This is a genomic window from Streptomyces sp. NPDC043812 (genome assembly GCF_056436245.1).
On the sequence record NZ_JBWKCY010000012.1, the window covers coordinates 223,763 to 239,999 of the forward strand.

General features: G+C 68.1%; 19 protein-coding genes and 1 tRNA gene. 2 read left to right on the plus strand and 18 right to left on the minus strand.

Annotation, left to right across the window (positions count from 1 at the left end):
* Window positions 1–320: 320 nt before the first annotated feature.
* The 6 genes from thrB to AC067Z_RS19810 all read right to left on the minus strand — a co-directional run bounded on the left by thrB (window position 321) and on the right by AC067Z_RS19810 (window position 7,068).
* Window positions 321–1,241, minus strand: a complete 921-nt coding sequence (gene thrB / locus AC067Z_RS19785) for a homoserine kinase (RefSeq protein WP_478790833.1) — start codon at window positions 1,239–1,241, stop codon at window positions 321–323.
* Window positions 1,242–1,584: 343 nt separating this feature from the next.
* Window positions 1,585–2,655, minus strand: a complete 1,071-nt coding sequence (gene thrC, locus AC067Z_RS19790) for a threonine synthase (protein WP_478790834.1) — start codon at window positions 2,653–2,655, stop codon at window positions 1,585–1,587.
* Window positions 2,656–2,662: 7 nt separating this feature from the next.
* A complete protein-coding gene (locus AC067Z_RS19795) occupies window positions 2,663–3,955 on the minus strand; it encodes a homoserine dehydrogenase (protein ID WP_478790835.1) in 1,293 nt (430 codons plus the stop codon).
* Window positions 3,956–4,051: 96 nt separating this feature from the next.
* Window positions 4,052–5,443, minus strand: a complete 1,392-nt coding sequence (gene lysA / locus AC067Z_RS19800; RefSeq protein WP_478790836.1) for a diaminopimelate decarboxylase — start codon at window positions 5,441–5,443, stop codon at window positions 4,052–4,054.
* A 23-nt stretch (window positions 5,444–5,466) separates the two neighbouring features.
* Window positions 5,467–6,462 carry an ArgS-related anticodon-binding protein NrtL gene (gene nrtL, locus AC067Z_RS19805; protein WP_478790837.1) on the minus strand — a complete coding sequence of 332 codons (996 nt, stop codon included), beginning with the start codon at window positions 6,460–6,462 and terminating at the stop codon, window positions 5,467–5,469.
* Between the two features lie 114 nt (window positions 6,463–6,576).
* Window positions 6,577–7,068: a response regulator gene (locus tag AC067Z_RS19810; RefSeq protein ID WP_478790838.1), complete on the minus strand. Its 492-nt coding sequence runs from the start codon at window positions 7,066–7,068 to the stop codon at window positions 6,577–6,579.
* 205 nt (window positions 7,069–7,273) lie between these two features.
* Between AC067Z_RS19810 and AC067Z_RS19815 the strand changes: the two genes are divergently transcribed.
* Window positions 7,274–7,345, plus strand: a tRNA-Arg gene (locus tag AC067Z_RS19815).
* Between the two features lie 254 nt (window positions 7,346–7,599).
* Here the strand turns inward: AC067Z_RS19815 and AC067Z_RS19820 are convergent.
* The 12 genes from AC067Z_RS19820 to AC067Z_RS19875 form a co-directional block, all read right to left on the minus strand.
* Window positions 7,600–8,454: a nuclease-related domain-containing protein gene (locus tag AC067Z_RS19820; protein WP_478790839.1), complete on the minus strand. Its 855-nt coding sequence runs from the start codon at window positions 8,452–8,454 to the stop codon at window positions 7,600–7,602.
* Between the two features lie 192 nt (window positions 8,455–8,646).
* A complete protein-coding gene (locus tag AC067Z_RS19825) occupies window positions 8,647–10,020 on the minus strand; it encodes a tyrosine-type recombinase/integrase (protein ID WP_478790840.1) in 1,374 nt (457 codons plus the stop codon).
* On the minus strand, window positions 10,017–10,187 hold the full coding sequence (locus tag AC067Z_RS19830) for a helix-turn-helix transcriptional regulator (RefSeq protein WP_478790865.1): 171 nt from the start codon (window positions 10,185–10,187) through the stop codon (window positions 10,017–10,019). Before AC067Z_RS19830 ends, AC067Z_RS19825 begins: the two co-directional genes overlap by 4 nt.
* A gap of 16 nt (window positions 10,188–10,203) precedes the next feature.
* Window positions 10,204–11,559, minus strand: coding sequence for a replication initiator protein RepSA (gene repSA, locus AC067Z_RS19835; RefSeq protein ID WP_478790866.1), 1,356 nt, complete (start codon window positions 11,557–11,559; stop codon window positions 10,204–10,206).
* Window position 11,560: 1 nt separating this feature from the next.
* Window positions 11,561–11,980: an ASCH domain-containing protein gene (locus AC067Z_RS19840; protein ID WP_478790841.1), complete on the minus strand. Its 420-nt coding sequence runs from the start codon at window positions 11,978–11,980 to the stop codon at window positions 11,561–11,563.
* On the minus strand, window positions 11,977–12,186 hold the full coding sequence (locus AC067Z_RS19845) for a hypothetical protein (protein ID WP_478790842.1): 210 nt from the start codon (window positions 12,184–12,186) through the stop codon (window positions 11,977–11,979). Before AC067Z_RS19845 ends, AC067Z_RS19840 begins: the two co-directional genes overlap by 4 nt.
* Window positions 12,187–12,270: 84 nt before the next feature.
* Complete coding sequence (locus tag AC067Z_RS19850; protein WP_478790843.1) at window positions 12,271–12,582, minus strand: hypothetical protein; 312 nt, start codon at window positions 12,580–12,582, stop codon at window positions 12,271–12,273.
* A gap of 24 nt (window positions 12,583–12,606) precedes the next feature.
* The gene (locus AC067Z_RS19855) at window positions 12,607–12,801 is read right to left on the minus strand and encodes a hypothetical protein (protein ID WP_478790844.1); all 195 of its coding nucleotides are present in this window, start codon (window positions 12,799–12,801) and stop codon (window positions 12,607–12,609) included.
* Entirely contained in the window at window positions 12,798–13,472 is a 675-nt protein-coding gene (locus AC067Z_RS19860) for a DUF2637 domain-containing protein (RefSeq protein WP_478790845.1), read from the minus strand. The genes AC067Z_RS19855 and AC067Z_RS19860 overlap by 4 nt, the downstream gene beginning before the upstream one ends.
* Window positions 13,473–13,556: 84 nt before the next feature.
* Entirely contained in the window at window positions 13,557–13,739 is a 183-nt protein-coding gene (locus tag AC067Z_RS19865; protein ID WP_478790846.1) for a hypothetical protein, read from the minus strand.
* 80 nt (window positions 13,740–13,819) lie between these two features.
* The gene (locus AC067Z_RS19870) at window positions 13,820–15,184 is read right to left on the minus strand and encodes an FtsK/SpoIIIE domain-containing protein (RefSeq protein WP_478790847.1); all 1,365 of its coding nucleotides are present in this window, start codon (window positions 15,182–15,184) and stop codon (window positions 13,820–13,822) included.
* 5 nt (window positions 15,185–15,189) lie between these two features.
* Window positions 15,190–15,534 (minus strand): SCO3933 family regulatory protein, encoded by a 345-nt coding sequence (locus AC067Z_RS19875; RefSeq protein WP_384050733.1) that lies wholly within the window; start codon window positions 15,532–15,534, stop codon window positions 15,190–15,192.
* Window positions 15,535–15,679: 145 nt separating this feature from the next.
* Between AC067Z_RS19875 and AC067Z_RS19880 the strand changes: the two genes are divergently transcribed.
* A complete protein-coding gene (locus AC067Z_RS19880) occupies window positions 15,680–16,054 on the plus strand; it encodes a winged helix-turn-helix domain-containing protein (protein WP_478790848.1) in 375 nt (124 codons plus the stop codon).
* Window positions 16,055–16,237: the final 183 nt, after the last annotated feature.

Here is a 16,237-nt window from a genome sequence, read left to right on the forward strand (position 1 = left end):
TTCGTAGCGGATCGTGTCGGAGCGGTGGTCCCGCCGGTGCAAATCAACGGCGGAGAGAGATACATGCATACGTGCAAGGCCCGGCCCGAGGTCCCCCTGCTCGGCCCACTCCTGGACAAGCGAGGGGTGTCGTGCCGGTTCCGGAGCGTGCTCGAAACTGCTCAGGCAGGCTGCTCAGGCAGTTTGGGAGGCTCCCGGAAGAATGGTGGTCCCCATGAGGGACGCAAAGCACCACGCCGCATCGACGGCGGTTGCAGACTTGAGGTTAACACTACCGGCTCCAACAAACATTCCCCCTCTCTCCCACCGGCAATCGTGTGTCACTGCGTGGCCAGGGGCAGGACGCTCGCTCCCGCCGCGTCGAAGGTGAGCCGATTGGCCGCCCACCCCTCGCCCGCCAGCCGTGCGACCTTGTCGGCCGCACTGTCCTCGGCCAGTGCGAGCACCGTGGGGCCCGCACCGGAGATGACTGCAGGGACGCCGTCCGCGCGCAGTCGGTTCACCAGGTCGAGACTCTGCGGCATCGCCGGGCCGCGGTACTCCTGGTGCAAACGGTCCTCCGTGGCGGCAAGCAGCAGCTCAGGACGCCTGGTCAGCGCCTCGACGAGCAGTGCGGCGCGGCCCGCGTTGGCGGCGGCGTCGACGTGCGGGACGGTACGCGGAAGCAGTCCGCGCGCCGTCTCGGTGAGCACGGGCTTGCCGGGGACGAAAACCACCGGAACGACGGAAGCGACGGGATCCATCCTGATCGCGCGCGCCGCTCCCGACTCGGTCCAGGCAAGGGTGAAGCCGCCGAGCAGACAGGCGGCCACATTGTCGGGATGCCCCTCGATCTCCGTGGCGAGCGCGAGCAGCGCCTCGTCGTCGAGCTTGGCGTCCCCGCCTATGGTGACCGCCCGGGCGGCGACGATGCCGGCGCAGATGGCGGCGGAGGAGGAACCGAGGCCGCGGCCGTGCGGGATGCGGTTGGCGCAGACCACCTCGAGGCCCCGCGGCTGACCGCCGAGCAGGTCGAAGGCGGTGCGCAGGGAGCGCACGAGCAGGTGACTCTCGTCGCGCGGCAGGGTGTCGGCACCCTCACCTGCGATGTCGATGTGCAGCCCGGAGTCCGCGACCCTGACGACCACGTCGTCGTACAGGCCGAGCGACAGTCCGAAGGCATCGAAGCCCGGACCGAGATTGGCGCTGGTGGCAGGGACGCGCACCCGGACGGCGGCGGCGCGGAACGCTGGACCGGCCATCGCTCGACGACTCTCCTTGGTTCTGAACTGTGAGATGAGATGTACGAGATCTATTCGAAAGGTGCGAAATACCCGAGGGCCTCAACGGCAACAACACCGCGGCATATGCGGCGGGGCGGGTTCGGGTACAGCCTATCGAAGGAAGGTTCACCTGCGACATAGGGCGCACAGGAGGCGCACGATGCGTGTCGCGACTCCTCCGTGCCCCTACGTGTGCCGTTGTCCCGCTTGCCATACTTTCCCGTAGGGCAACTGGACGGCCGCAAGAGGGTTTTGAGCCGGATACCGACAGATCGGGGCGGTCCGGCGGACAGGCTCGAGAGTCTGTCCGCCGGATCAGGCCCTAGACCAGGCCGAGGCGCTCGGCGGCAGCCGCCGCGTCCACGGGGACCGTGACCGGCTGCGGCGCTCCGGCGACCGCCCAGTCGGGGTCCTTCAGGCCGTTGCCGGTGACCGTGCACACGATCCTCTGCCCCGGGTCGACCTTGCCCTGCTCGGCAGCCTTCAGCAGACCGGCCACGGAAGCGGCGGAGGCGGGCTCGACGAACACACCTTCCTGCGAGGCCAACAGGCGGTAGGCGCGCAGGATCTCACGGTCCGTCACCTCGTCGATGAAGCCGCCCGACTCGTCCCGCGCGGCGAGCGCCTGCTGCCACGAGGCGGGGTTGCCGATACGGATCGCGGTGGCGATGGTCGACGGATCCTTGACGACCTCGCCGCGCACGATCGGCGCGGAGCCGGATGCCTGGAAACCCCACATCCGGGGAGTCCTGCCGGCCATCCCGTCCGCCGCGTACTCCTTGTACCCCTTCCAGTACGCCGTGATGTTGCCGGCGTTGCCGACGGGCAGTACATGGATGTCGGGGGCGTCGCCGAGTGCGTCGACGATCTCGAAGGACGCGGTCTTCTGACCCTCGATGCGGTACGGATTGACGGAATTGACCAGCGCGACCGGGTAGTTCTCGGACAGGGCGCGGGCCAGGTTGAGGCAGTCGTCGAAGTTGCCGTCGACCTGGAGGATCTTCGAGCCGTAGACGAGCGCCTGGCCCATCTTGCCCAGCGCGATCTTGCCCTGCGGCACGAGGACGGCGCAGACCATGCCCGCGCGGACGGCGTAGGCGGCGGCCGAGGCCGAGGTGTTGCCGGTGGAGGCGCAGATGACGGCCTTCGCGCCCTCCTCCTTGGCCTTGGTGATGGCCATCGTCATCCCGCGGTCCTTGAAGGAACCGGTGGGGTTGGCGCCCTCGACCTTGAGGTGCACTTCGCAGCCCGTGCGCTCGGAGAGGACCTGCGCCGGGACGAGCGGCGTGCCACCCTCACGGAGCGTGACGACCGGCGTCGTGTCCGTGACCGGAAGGCGGTCCCGGTACTCCTCGATGATGCCGCGCCACTGGTGGGTGCCGTTGGTGGTCATGGGTCCCTTACTCCCCTTCAACACGCATGATGCTGGCGACACCGCGCACGGTGTCGAGCTTGCGCAGCGCCTCGACGGTCCCGGAGAGGGCGGCGTCGGGCGCGCGGTGGGTGACGACGACGAGCGATGCCTCGCCGTCCTTGCCCTGCTGGCGGACCGTGTCGATCGATACGCCGTGCTCGGCGAAGACCGTCGCGACCTGGGCGAGCACGCCCGGTTTGTCGGCCACGTCGAGACTGATGTGGTACCGCGTCACCACGTCGCCCATGGGGCTCACGGGCAGCTGGGTGTACGCGGACTCGCCGGGCCCCGTCGCCTCGGCAAGCTTGTTGCGGCAGACGGCGACGAGGTCGCCGAGGACCGCGGACGCGGTGGGCGCACCGCCGGCACCGGGGCCGTAGAACATCAGCTGACCGGCGGCCTCGGCCTCGACGAACACCGCGTTGTACGCCTCGCGGACCGAGGCCAGCGGATGGCTGAGCGGGATCATCGCGGGGTGCACACGGGCGGTGACGGACCGGCCGTCGGCGGCGCGCTCGCAGATGGCGAGGAGCTTGACGGTGCAGCCCATCCGCCGCGCCGAGGCCATGTCGGCGGCGGTGACCTCGGTCAGGCCCTCGCGGTAGACGTCGTCGAGCCGCACGCGGGTGTGGAAGGCGATCCCGGCAAGGATGGCTGCCTTGGCGGCGGCGTCGAAGCCCTCGACGTCGGCGGTCGGGTCGGCCTCCGCGTATCCGAGGGCGGTGGCCTCGTCCAGGGCCTCCGAATACCCCGCCCCGGAGCTGTCCATCTTGTCGAGGATGAAGTTGGTCGTGCCGTTGACGATGCCGAGCACGCGGTTGACCTTGTCACCGGCGAGGGACTCGCGCAGCGGCCTGATCAGCGGGATGGCACCTGCGACTGCGGCCTCGAAGTAGAGATCGCGACCGTGCTGCTCGGCAGCTGCGTAGAGGGTGGCACCGTCCTCGGCGAGAAGCGCCTTGTTGGCGGAGACGACGGAGGCGCCGTGCTCGAACGCCGCGGTGATCAGGGAGCGGGCGGGCTCGATACCGCCGATGACCTCGACGACGACGTCGATGTCCCCGCGTTTGACGAGCGCGGTCGCATCGGTGGTGATGAGCTCGTCGGGAATGCCCGCGCGGGCCTTTCCGGCCCGGCGCACGGCGACCCCGGCGAGCTCCACCGGGGCGCCGATACGCGCGGCGAGGTCGTCGGCGTGCGTCGTCATGATGCGCGCCACCTCTGAGCCGACCACTCCACAGCCCAGCAGCGCCACCTTCAGCGGACGCGTACGCATCATCCGACCTCGTTTCCTTCTACTTCTACGGTTGGACCAGTCTCACTTACCGGACGCAAGTTTCTATAGCGCGTCCGCCATACGAGACATCTATCTCAGCTATCCGACATCGAGACGCAGGAGATCTTCCTCCGTCTCACGCCGGACGATCACCCGCGCCTGCCCGTCCTTCACGGCGACGACGGGCGGGCGAAGTGCGTGGTTGTAGTTGCTGGCCATGGAACGGCAGTACGCGCCGGTGGCCGGCACCGCGATCAGATCGCCCGGCGCCAGGTCGGCGGGCAGGAACGCGTCCTTGACCACGATGTCGCCGCTCTCGCAGTGCTTGCCGACGACGCGGCTGAGCATGGGGGCGGCGTCGCTCCTGCGCGACACCAGGGCAACGCTGTACTCCGCGTCGTACAGGGCGGTACGGATGTTGTCCGACATACCGCCGTCGACACTGACGTACGTCCGCAGCCCCTCGAGCGGCTTCACTGTGCCCACCTCGTACAGCGTGAACGCGGTCGGCCCGACGATGGCGCGCCCCGGCTCGACGGAGATACGAGGTGTACGCAGCCCCGCCGCCTCGCACTCCCTCGTCACGATCTCGCCGAGCGACTTGGCGATCTCGTGCGGCTCTCGCGGGTCGTCGTCGGACGTGTACGCGATACCGAGGCCGCCGCCGAGGTCGATCTCGGGCAACTCGACACCGTGCTCGTCCCGTACCTCGGCGAGCAGCTGCACCACCCGGCGGGCCGAGACCTCGAACCCGGCCATGTCGAAGATCTGCGAACCGATGTGGGAGTGGATCCCGATGAGCTCGATGCCGTCGAGCTTCAGCGCACGCCGCACGGCTTCCGCGGCCTGTCCCCCGGCGAGCGCGATCCCGAACTTCTGGTCCTCGTGCGCGGTGGCGATGAACTCGTGGGTGTGTGCCTCCACGCCGACGGTCACCCGGATCTGCACGCGCTGGCGCTTGCCGAGCGACTGCGCGACGTGCGCGACGCGGACGATCTCCTGGAAGGAGTCGAGCACGATACGCCCGACACCGGCACGCACCGCGCGCTCGATCTCCTGCGCCGACTTGTTGTTGCCGTGGAAGGCGATGCGCTCGGCGGGCATCCCGGCGTCGAGGGCGGTGGCGAGCTCTCCGCCCGAGCACACGTCGAGGTTGAGCCCTTCCTCCTGCAGCCACCTGACGACGGCCCGGCTGAGGAACGCCTTCCCGGCGTAGAACACGTCCGCGTCCTTGCCGAAGGCTTCGGCCCAGGCGCGGCAGCGGGCACGGAAGTCGGCCTCGTCGAGGAAGTAGGCCGGGGTCCCGAACTCCTCCGCCAGCCTTGTCACTTCGATCCCGCCGACGGTGACGGCACCGTCCTCGTTCCTGTCCACCGTCTTCGCCCACACCTTCGCGTCGAGTGCGTTGAGGTCGGTGGGAGGGGCGGTGTAGTGCCCCTCGGGAAGGACATCGGCGTGACGGGGCCCGGCGGGGTGTGCGGATCGGCTCATCAGTCTCTGGTCTCTCTCACGTCTCACAAGTATTCGGGTGCGCTGATGCCGAGCAGGGACAGGCCACCGGCGAGCACCGTCCCGGCAGCCTCGGCGAGGGCGAGCCGGGAACGGTGGGCGGCCGAGGGTTTCTCGTCCCCGACGGGCAGCACCGTGTGCTGGAAGGCGAGCAGGGCGTCGGCTGTGACGTCGAGATGCCGGGCGAGCCGGTCGGGCGCGCGCAGCCGCGCGGCGCCGGCGACGACGGAGGGATGGTCGCCGACGGCGGCGGTGAGGGCGGGCGCGTCGACGTACTGGTCGGGGACGGCTGCGAAGCCGAGCTGCCGGGCGTTGCGCCCGAGCGCCCGCGTGCGTGCGTACGCGTACCTCACCTTGTGCAGCGGATTGCGCTCGGTCTGTACGAGAAGTCCGCCGGTCCTCGGCCTGTCGTGTGCGGCGGCGGAGAGGAAGGCCCAGCGCGCCGCGTCCGACCCCAGGCGCGCGACGATGCCCTCGTCGGCGTCCTTGTCGATGTTCTTGTCGGTGCCCTCGCCAAGGTCCTCGCCGACGTCCTCATGGGCTGCGGGCACGACCTTGACGATCTCACCGTCGCGAGGACGGGCGCCGAGCCGTACGAGGGTCTCGGCCCAGACTCGGGCACGCGGCTCGTCGGCGTGCGGGAACACGCCCCCGGCCGACGGCACCCCGTACTGTGCGCCCTCTCTCAGCACGGTGCGGACGAGCTGCTGTTGCGCGCTGTCCGCGAGGGTGACGTTCAGGAACCCCGGACCGGTGATCTCGACCCGCTCGACACCCTGCCCACGCGCGATGCGCTCCCGCAGGATCTCGGCGACATCGGCGGCCGGCCTGCCCGCGGGCCGGGCGAGCCGCAGCGCCACGTTGGTGACGTAGTCTCCGCGCCCTCCGGGCCGTGGCCGCTCGACCTTGACGCTCTCGGGCACGTCCACACGCAGAGCACCGTCCTCCACCGCGCGGCGCACGGCGTGCAGCACGGTACGGGAGAGCTCGGCGGGGGTCACGGGACAAGCGTATGGGAGGAAGGGGGGCGCTTTGCGAACCGGTTTCGGTATGCGGTCAGGTGGAGGACCTCGACAGGGACCACGGCACGTCGCACATGCCGGCCCGGCGCGGCCTCAGCCCCTGGTGCTCCCGGCCCGGCCGGCCTCATGCCTGCCGTCGACTGACGGCGGACCCTCCCGACGTTCCCGGTACATCAACTGCCGCACGATCCTGACGAGCTCGGCCGGCTCGAACGGCTTGGCCAGGAAGGCATCCACGCCGGCGGCCACCCCGTTCTCCACCTCGTACTGCGTGCAGGCGCTGACGATCGCGAGGGGGAGATGCCGGGTCCGCGGGTCGTCCCGCAGCCGGGCGGCGGTGCGAAGCCCGTCGAGCCGGGGCATGACGACGTCGAGGGTGATCACATCGGGCCGCACCTGATGCACGACGTCCAGGCACTCGGCACCATCGGCCGCGGTCACGACCTCGAAGCCCTCCAGCTCGAGGTTGACCCTGATCAGCTGCCGAATCACCCGATTGTCATCGACAACGAGCACTCGGCGGGACGCGCCGGACACAACTCGAGAGTAGGTCCGCCGACAGGGCTGCGTCCGGGTTTTCCCCACTTCCGACCCGTGCGGGGGACGCGGGGGCACGTTGAGGCACCAAGGGAGCGCACGGCTGGTGATCGTGTACGGGGATTCCGGCCGCGCCAAAATCCCCGTACACGAGGGGGTTCACGGCGCCCTTCGGGGTCCGAAATACCTGTTCACGGAGACCCTTCGGGAGCTGGTAGGGTTCTACCCGTCGCCGCGCAACAGCGGGGCGTACGCCCCCGTAGCTCAGGGGATAGAGCAACGGCCTCCGGAGCCGTGTGCGCAGGTTCGAATCCTGCCGGGGGCACCCTGTATAAGGTGCCCAAAGACCCCGTCACCAGCGGAAACGCTGAGGCCGGGGTCTTCTTGCGTGTGCAGGCGTATGCCGCCCAAAGCAGCCCTATGTCGAGCCCTGTGGACGAGGCGTGGACGGGATCTTGAAGCATCACCGCAGGTGGGGTCCGGAAAGGAGAGCAGCCCCGCATGCCAGGAAGCACACCCGGAGACCTCACGGAAGCTGCCACGGCAGGGACGTCACGGGGGCATCGACCCACCACCGGCTCAGCTTGGCTGCCAGGCCTGACGATGGCGGGCGACGCTGTACACCTGCTCAACCTGTTCGGCCGTCAGCACCCCCGAGAGCGGCGCCAGTGCCGCTACTTGGCGTTCTTGGTACACCCGCACGCTGAGCTGCGTGGCCACCACCTTCAGATCGGTGATGCCGACGAAGACGAGCACTGGCTCCACCGGTACGGGGAAGGCACAGTAGCGTTCGAGCACGCGGACTACTCGCTTGGCCTCCGCCCGGCTCTTCCGCGCGTATGGCGCAGGTTTTCCGTGATCGACTTTCACGGCATCGTCGCCGACCCACACGGCCCTTTTGTGGTGGTGCTTCGTATTGATACTGAACACCCCACCAGGCCCGATCAGCAGGTGATCGATATCCACCTTGTTGGCCAGAGGTACGGAGTGCAGGACACGCCAGCCGTGGCGCGCTAATCGGTTCAGCTCGGCGCCCACTCGCCGCTCCCCCGCCAACCCCTTTCGCCACGAGTCGCACTCAGTAGGTCGCCGAAGAAACCGTGCGACAACACGCTCAAAAACACCCGAGCCACACTCAGCGAGCCGACTACGCAGGGCCTCCCCAGGAGGGTTCGCGGCCAAGTCGTCGGCCGGCGTCAGCGGCGGCAGCATCGGGCGGGCCTCAGCCTCGGGTGCTTTGGCCGGCGGGACTGGGACGGGGTGGTTCGGTAAGTGCTGAGTCAGGGCTGCGATCACCTCGTCGCGATACTCAGCGCGTAGGACCGTGATCTCTCCCGTTCTGACATCCGCCCATCCGACAGCAATGCCATCAGGCAGGTTCGCATACAGGCGATCATGTCCGTACCGCTTCCAACGCGTGACCCTCAGCTCCATGAAGCCCCCCTCTGCTCCTGTAGCGACGATGTCGACATGTCAGCAGGAAGAGGGATCACGCCACAAGACCGCATGGCCCCGCGGCTCCGGCAGAGCCTTCTACTTCGCTTGAAGCATCGCCGCAGGTGAGGCCCGGAATGGAGAAAGCCCCCGGGCAAGATGCCCAGGGGCAGCGGCCTACTGCAGGTCGTTCTACTCGTACTCGCGGAGCAGGTCCTCGATGCGGCGGTTGGCGACCTCCTGCCGCCCGTCGAGACACTTCGCATAGCGGGTCAGAAGAACCTCGACACTGTTACCGGCCCGCTCGGCGACCTCGGTCGGATCGACACCCGCGTTAAGCCACGTCGACAGTGCGGAGTGCCGCAGGTCGTAGGGCCGACTCGCAAGCGGCGAGGCCGCCAGTGTCGGGAGCAGTGCGAGGAGTCGAGCCTCCTGCCACACGCGGTAGTAGGTCGAGGACGGAACGACGGAACCCTTCTCGCTGAAGAAGAGCCTCCCGTCCTCGGCCGTACCAAACGTGGCCAGATGCTCGCGCAGCTCCATCACGAGCTGAGGCGGGATGGGCACACGACGCACATCCTCACTTGGTCGGTTCTTGAGTCCGCGGTCGTCATGGGTCTCCCCCGAATCAGTCCACTGCCTCCCAACGGACGGGCGCGTTCGATGAAGCAGAGCAGAGCCCCAACCAGACTCAGGAAGGACGAGATCCGTCTCAACCAGGCCCACAGCTTCCGCTGGCCTAAGGCCGCCGAAGTACATCGCGGCAAAGAGCCCGACAAGGCGCCGGCCACGAGCGCGACGGTAGCCCCCGACGTAGGAGACAGCCGTAAGCAGGTTCCGAGCCTGCTCCGGATTGGCTACAACACGCGGATCGACCTGGTTGGAGACCTTGGGTCTCTGCCACCGGACGGCGGTGATGGGATTCTCGGGAAGCTCCCCTAGGTCGACCGCATAGTTCGCTGCATTCACCAAGGTCCGCCGTTTGCGTCGCACGGTCTCAGCAGCCGCCGCGGTGCCGTCGAGCTTGAGCTTCAGTGAGTCGAGCAGTGCGCGCGCAGTCGCCGCTTCCTGCAGATCAGTGAGGGGTCGGGACGCCTTCGAGACCCAGTGAAGGACCCCTTGGACGTCGTCGGGGAGCTCACGGTCGTCGGGACCGGGCAGAACGAAGGCCCAATTTCGCAAGGCGCGGCGGATTTCCTGCTCAGAGGGCCGTCCCGCACGGTCTTGGAGGAGTTGCATGGTGACGCTGGCCAGTGACTCGTTGATGCCGTCCCGCGTATTAGGGGCAGCGTGCGGCCACTTCATCGAGAGGTACCGGCGCGCGAAGTCGTACCAGGACAGGGAAGATGTCGTCTTCTCCAGGGACACCGGAAGACCGGTCACCGTGTCGAATTCTTCTCCATCGCGCATAGCTCGCATGAGCTTGGTGCGGTAGTGATCGGCGAGGGCCTTGGTCCGGAAGGAATCGGAGAAGACGTTCCCCGCCACGGACCAGCGGACGCCGTAGGACGGAGTTTTGGTGTCCCGCTTACGGACACCCCAGACCTTCACGTCGAGAGACTTCACGCGGCGGTCTCCAACTGCCGCAGCCAGGTGCGGAAATCGCTTCGCCAAACTCGCAGTTCCCCGTTGGGAAGCTTGAAAGCAGACGGCCCCTGCCCCACCTCGCGCCACCGGTAGAACGTCCGCCGAGAGACGCCACCGAGCTCGGAGAGGATCTGCGGGACAGTCATCAGTTCGTCTTTCACGTCAGGCTCCTTCCAAGGCGAGTTGGTCTTGCAGGGCTTCGCGCGCCGTTTCTCGGTTGATGCGGATGTCGTCGGCGATTGATGCGGCGAGGGCGGACTCGCCTGGTGTGTGGCCGTGGCCGGCGTAGCGCCAGTCGGCGAGGACGAGCGTGGTTTCCGGTTCGGGGAGGCCGAGGACTTGGCGCTGCTCGGTGGCGCGGTAGTCGGCGCGGACCTGACGGCGTTCGGTGAATGTCGACGAGTAGCGGCGGGACTTGGTGAGGAAGTGGCCACGGAAGCCGAGCATGTGGGCCCAAGCCCAGAGCCTGCGTTCGGGGTAGAGAGAGTCGAGATTCCAGCAGGCGCGGATGAGACGGCGGGCGTGGTCGGGAACGCGGTGCTGGTCGAGTTCGGCGAGTTCGCCGATGCGACGGTCTAGAGCGCCAGTGGTTTCCGCTGCTTTGGTGGCGTACTTGGCGACGTACGAGGCCACCGCGCCTTCGCTGATGTCGTCACCATCGTCGAAGCCCGTGATGGGGCGGATGTCGAGCTGCGTGCCCCAGCTCAGCGTGCGCGCAGGCTGATCCCCGGCGGCGGGCACGCTGGCCGTGACATAGGGGTGGGAGGCGGCTGCCTCGATGCAGTGGATGAGCAGCTCGGTCGTCGCCCACCGCGGCGGGAGAGTATCGGGTCCATCCGGGCCGTCGATGCGGATGACGGCGTGGAAGTGGATCGCACCTCGCTTTTGGAACTCCGCGACCTTGTTGAACGACAGCCGGGCCACTTCCTTGTACGCCTTCTGCGTAAGTCCCGCGGCAGCGGCGAGCTCGCGGCGAAGGCGGTTGATGAACCGGTGCCACAACTCCCCTGCGTGGTTGTTGAACAGGACGGCACCGGCGTAGTCGTACGTGGTCGGGTCGAGCGCCGTGCCGAGGGCGGGATCGTCCTCACGGTGGCGGGCACCGCAGCGGCAGCGACCAGCATCGGGGATGTTGTGGACCGAGCCGAAGGACGGCGCGGTGAGGGTGGCGAAGACGCGGGGCCGCTCGCGCACTGCCGCAGGGATGTTCATGGCGTCGTCGCCGGTGAGGCCTGCGCGGACGAGGCGGTAGGCGTCTCCCGCGTAGAGGTAGGCGCAGGGCTGGCAGCGGGAGGCGCGGCGGTTGCCGCAGGCGATGCGGAGCCGGCCGCCGGGCTCGTCCTGGGTGGAGTACGTGTGCAGGACCTGGCCGGATGTCTTGTCGCGGGTCAGGGACCAGCCGGTGAGGTGGATGGGTTGGGCGCATCCGCCGGTCTTCCGGATCTGTTCTTGCCAGCGGTCGAAGTCGGGGGCCGAAGCCACCCTGAGCAGGTCGCCCAGGGTGGTCGGATCGAGCATGTCAGCCACGGGCCGCCTCCAGCGCGTCGGCGACAAGCGGGGAGGCGAGCAGGCCGGGCGGCGGGGTCCACAGGCCGCGCGCACCGGGCCACGACAGCGGCTCGGCAAGCGCGGTGACGTCAGCCAATCGCCAATGCCACAGGCCGCGGGCAGACCAGAGGGTGCACCAGCCGTCGTCTTCGTGGCAGCTCTCCAGTCGAGCGACAGCGACGACCGCACCCCGGGGGAAGGGACGGCGTAGGAACGGGCGGGCTAACGGCGCGTCATAGGCGTTCGGGTCGAGGCTGCGTCCGGCGTGGATCAGCACCAAGCCGCGGTACTCGGCGGGCCAGGAGCGGTTCTCAATGCGCTTGGTGCCGTATGCGATGGCGCTCGCCCACGGCTGCCACAGGGTGAGCCCGAACGCGGCAGGGGCGGTCATACCGACACCCCCGTGTTCATGGCCGGGCGCTGGCTGGTGACGAGCCAGTGGGGAGCGGTGCCGGTGCCGTGGCAGGCCAGGCACGAGACGGGCAGGGTGGTGCGGGTGCCGTCCTGGTTGCGGGTGCCGGTGGTGACGGCGACGACGGGGAAGCCATCGCAGTCAGGGCAGATCCGGGCAGCACGAGTCGCATGGTGGGGCATCATGGAGTTCCCTCCGGTTGTGAGATCGGTTGGGGCACGGCTCCCGGAGCGGCGGATACTTGGTCGTTGAGACCGCTCCGGGGCCGGTCACTTGCTGGGCGTCTTTTTGGGGACCTTGACGGCGAGAGTGATCAGCCCTCCGCCGCCGATCAGCGTGGGAACGGCGGTCTTGATCGCTGCTGCTGTGGTGGCGGCGACGTGGACCAGGGACAGCACGGCGGCGGTGGTGATGTAGACCAGGCCGCAGATGCCCACCGTGGCGGCAAGGACCAAGAGCACCGGACCGGTCCAGGAGCGGGGCGCGGTGTGGATGATGACCACCGATCGCGGGTCTGTGCCCGGGGGAATCAGGTCGGCCGGGATGTGACCGTGGCGCAGTTGGTCCTCGGGACGGATCACGGTGGTTCTCCCTTCTGGACTGGGCTATTTGGTGGTGCCGTTGATGCCGTCAACTCCGGCCTTGGTGCCGGACTCGATGGCTGGGGCCAGGAAGGTGTCGGCAAGGAGGAAGCCGCCGAGGAGAAGCACGACGATCAGCCAGGTCGGCGGTCGGAGCATCTTGATTCCGAAGTAGCCGAAGATGGCGACCACGAGGACCAGGGGCAGTTCGACGTTCACGACGGGTCAGTCCCTTCGGTGATCTGATGGGCGATGGCATCGGCCATCTGCGGGGCGACGCCGAGGCGGGCGCGCAGTGCGGCGGCGTCGATCGCGGCGCCGGTGGCGGTGCGATGTGCCTCGGCGATCTTGCGGGCGTGGGTCAGCAGCGCGGGAGGCACCAAAATGGCGGCCGACAGCGCCGGGACCGGAGCACTCTCGGGAGTCGAGGCCGGGTTCACGTCCTCGCGGGCAATGGCGATGTCCGGGACCGGCTCGATGATCGGGGCAGCCTCTGCGGGACCCTCGGTCCGGCGGTGCTCGGGGGTGTGGACGAGGAGGGTGCCGCCGAGGAAGGCGAGCGCGGGCCAGCCGGCCACCAGGATGCGCAGCCAGTCGGGGACGTTGTTCAGGTCGAGGAGGCCTGCAGTGGCGACGTTGGCGCCCAAAGATGCCGCGAGCGCGACGGTGAACCAGGTCCATGCGGCGCGAGTCGGTCCGCCGTCGGTGCGCAGGATGCGGAGCCGTCGCCAGGCGGCGACCAGCAGAAGGTCGACGCTGACGGGGTAGGCCCAGGCTTTCCAGCCAGCCTGTCCGGCAGCGGCGGCCAGGTCGTGCAGGTGGGCGAAGGACAGAGCTCCGGCGATCACGGCTTGGACGAGTACTGCGTCGGGGCGGATCGAGCGGGTCACGGATCTTCACCTCTTTCACCAGCGGGTTGGGGGCCGGGGCCGGGCGGGGCTCATACGTCCTGCCGCCCGGCACCCAGCGGGGATCTAGTTCGGGGCTTGGCCGGTGCCGAAGCAGGTCAGGCAGAGGGCTTCCTGCCGGTCGTCGCTTTCGCGCTTGCTGCGGGTGCCGACCTTGAAGGCTTCGGAGACCTGGCCGGTCTGGCAGTCCGGACACGGCTTCGGCTTGGGCTTGGCCGTTCGGCGGGCGGTGCGCTTGGCTGCGGTCACGAGAGCTTCTCCTTTCGGGCATGGGAGGGGTAGGGAACTGGCGTGAAGGCAGTCACGCCAACCGGAGTTGAGATGCCGTTCTAGGGAGTGCTGGCGGCTGCCGCGGCAAGCACTGTGCCGCTCTGAGCGGGGAGTGCGGTCTGCGGGCGGTAGGCGTCCAAGGTGGGGATGCGCGGCGTCAGGTGCGCGAACTCGCGGCACACCGCGGCTGCTTCACCGAGACTCGTCATCGGAGTGCGGATGCGCGCCCAGCCTCCCGAGGAGTCGCCGGCGATGGCGGTACCGGCCCGCTCGGGAGCGATAGCCGTGGCGGCGATGACGGCGAGTTCGTTGACGTCGCCCAGGCCCATGTCCGCGGTCTGCTTGTCGTTGCAGCGATGCACCACGCGGCCCGTGAGCTGAGCGCGCAGGGCAGTTGCGCCCTTGCCGAGTTCGGAGCCGAACCGCTGCCCGCACACCTCCAGATAGATGCCGACTGCGCGGGCCAGTTGGGCGAGGCGGACGAGTTGGGTGACCATACGGTCCCGGCGGACGCTGTCAGCCTTGGAGGTGGTCAGGAAGAGTTCGGCGATTTCGTCGATCAGGACCACGATTGGGGTCGGTCGCAGGTGCTTGGGCAGGCCCCAGATGTCAGAGGTGATGTCTTCCAGCGGTGTGCCGGGAGTGATGCCCTGGTGCAGGCACAGCAGGTCGAAGCGCTCTTCCATCTCTACGATCAGGGCGTCCAGCAGTCCGTCGGCCTGATCCGGGGTGATGGCGAGTGCGGTCAGGCGCGGGGCGAACGGGCTCTGTTCAACGCCGCGCTTGCAGTCGATGCCCACAATGGCGGCGTCCAGCGGTGCGAGCCCTTTGATCAGGCAGCGTTGGAACATCGACTTACCGGATTTGTTCGCGCCCAGCGTGAGGCCGTGCGGGGTGTCCTGGTAGTCCCGGACGAACGGCCGACCGTCCTCCCGCAGAGCCACGGTGACCGACAGTGGACCGACAGCGAGGCGGCGCGGCATCCGTACTCGGTCGAGGACATCGAAGCCGGTAAGCCGTAGATCCACCACACCGGGCTTGACCTCGGCGACATGCACCGAGTAGACGCCCCACGCGTGCCGCAGCCGCTCGGCCGACTTGACCACGTCGTCCGGAGCCAGACCCGCAGCAAGCCGCAGGCGAAGGCGGAGACCCGTGCTGGTGGGGCGGATACCGCGAATCTTCGGGATTCCGGGACGGGCCACCTTGTCGCCAGCAGACAGCTTGTGGGCGAAGACCTTCCACCACGGCGGAGCGACGGTGAGCTCGCAGGCCTCCATCGTCGCCCGGTAGGCGGACAGGACCCGGTACAGGGCGGCGGGAAGACCGACCAGCGTCCAGTACACGGCCGGCGCCTTGACGCGGGCCACCAGAAGCAGGGCGGTGACTATCACCACCAGGACTAAGAGCGTTCCACCGGACATGGCGATCAGCCCTTGCCGTTGGAGGCGGCCGGCACCTGCTGCGCCATCACGGCGGTAGCGCGGTAGCTGATGCCGTGCCCGAAGTCGTTCTCCCACGGGCGGGCCACCAAACCGGGCAGAGCCACCGGGGCTCCGGGGAACAGGTCCGGCTGAATGCCGTCTTCCGCGACCACGATCGTCAGCGCGTCCGGCCGACCGTCCACGATCACAGCGACGTTCACGTTGAACAGCGTCTTGCCGGACTGCTTGTCGATCGCGATTTCACCGGTCTCGCGGTTCTTGATCTTCGGCTCAGGGGCCTGGATGAGCATCACCGTCATCGCGGCGGTGTCCACGGGAATCTGTCGCATGAGTTGCCTCCCAGTAGGGATCGAGGGTCAACGCGGTACATACATAGTCGGCTTGGCATACCTAGTTGTCAAGGCGTTCTTGGGTTGCTTGGTTGGGCGGATTGCCGCGAAGCTGGATTCTGTGACGACCGCGAAGAGAGTGGAAATGATCGAGAAGTCCGGCGTACCTGCATATCTCCAGATCGCCGCGAAGCTGCGCGAGATGATCGAGCAGGGAGTCCTGGAGCCAGAGGACTCGTTGCCGTCGACGGCGCAGCTCTGCGATCAGTACGGAGTGTCAGCGAGCGTCGTCAAGGCTGCGATCAGCGTTCTACGCACCGAGGGTCTCGTCATTGGTCAGCAGGGGAAGGGGGTGTTCGTCCGCCCGGCCGGCCAGAGCCCGCAACCGGAAGGCGATGACGCCCTGATCGCCCAGCTCGGCGAGATCCAGACAGCGATCCAGGATCTTTCCGGTCGAATGGCTGCGATCGAGGCTGCCGTGTTTCCAAAGCGCGCTCGAACTGGCCGACACGACAAGTAAGTTCATCCAGTTCAGCGCGGATGAGACTCATGCGGTGCAGCAGGACCTGTCTCTGATCTTGGCTCCGTGTCATCGCTCCTGGCTCCGTCCCTGAAGGCTTCGCACCTGGTTACCGGGCTTGCATCCATTGACGCTCAGTGATCTCGACATCGCCATGGGTTGGATGTGGACAGGGAGCCAGTC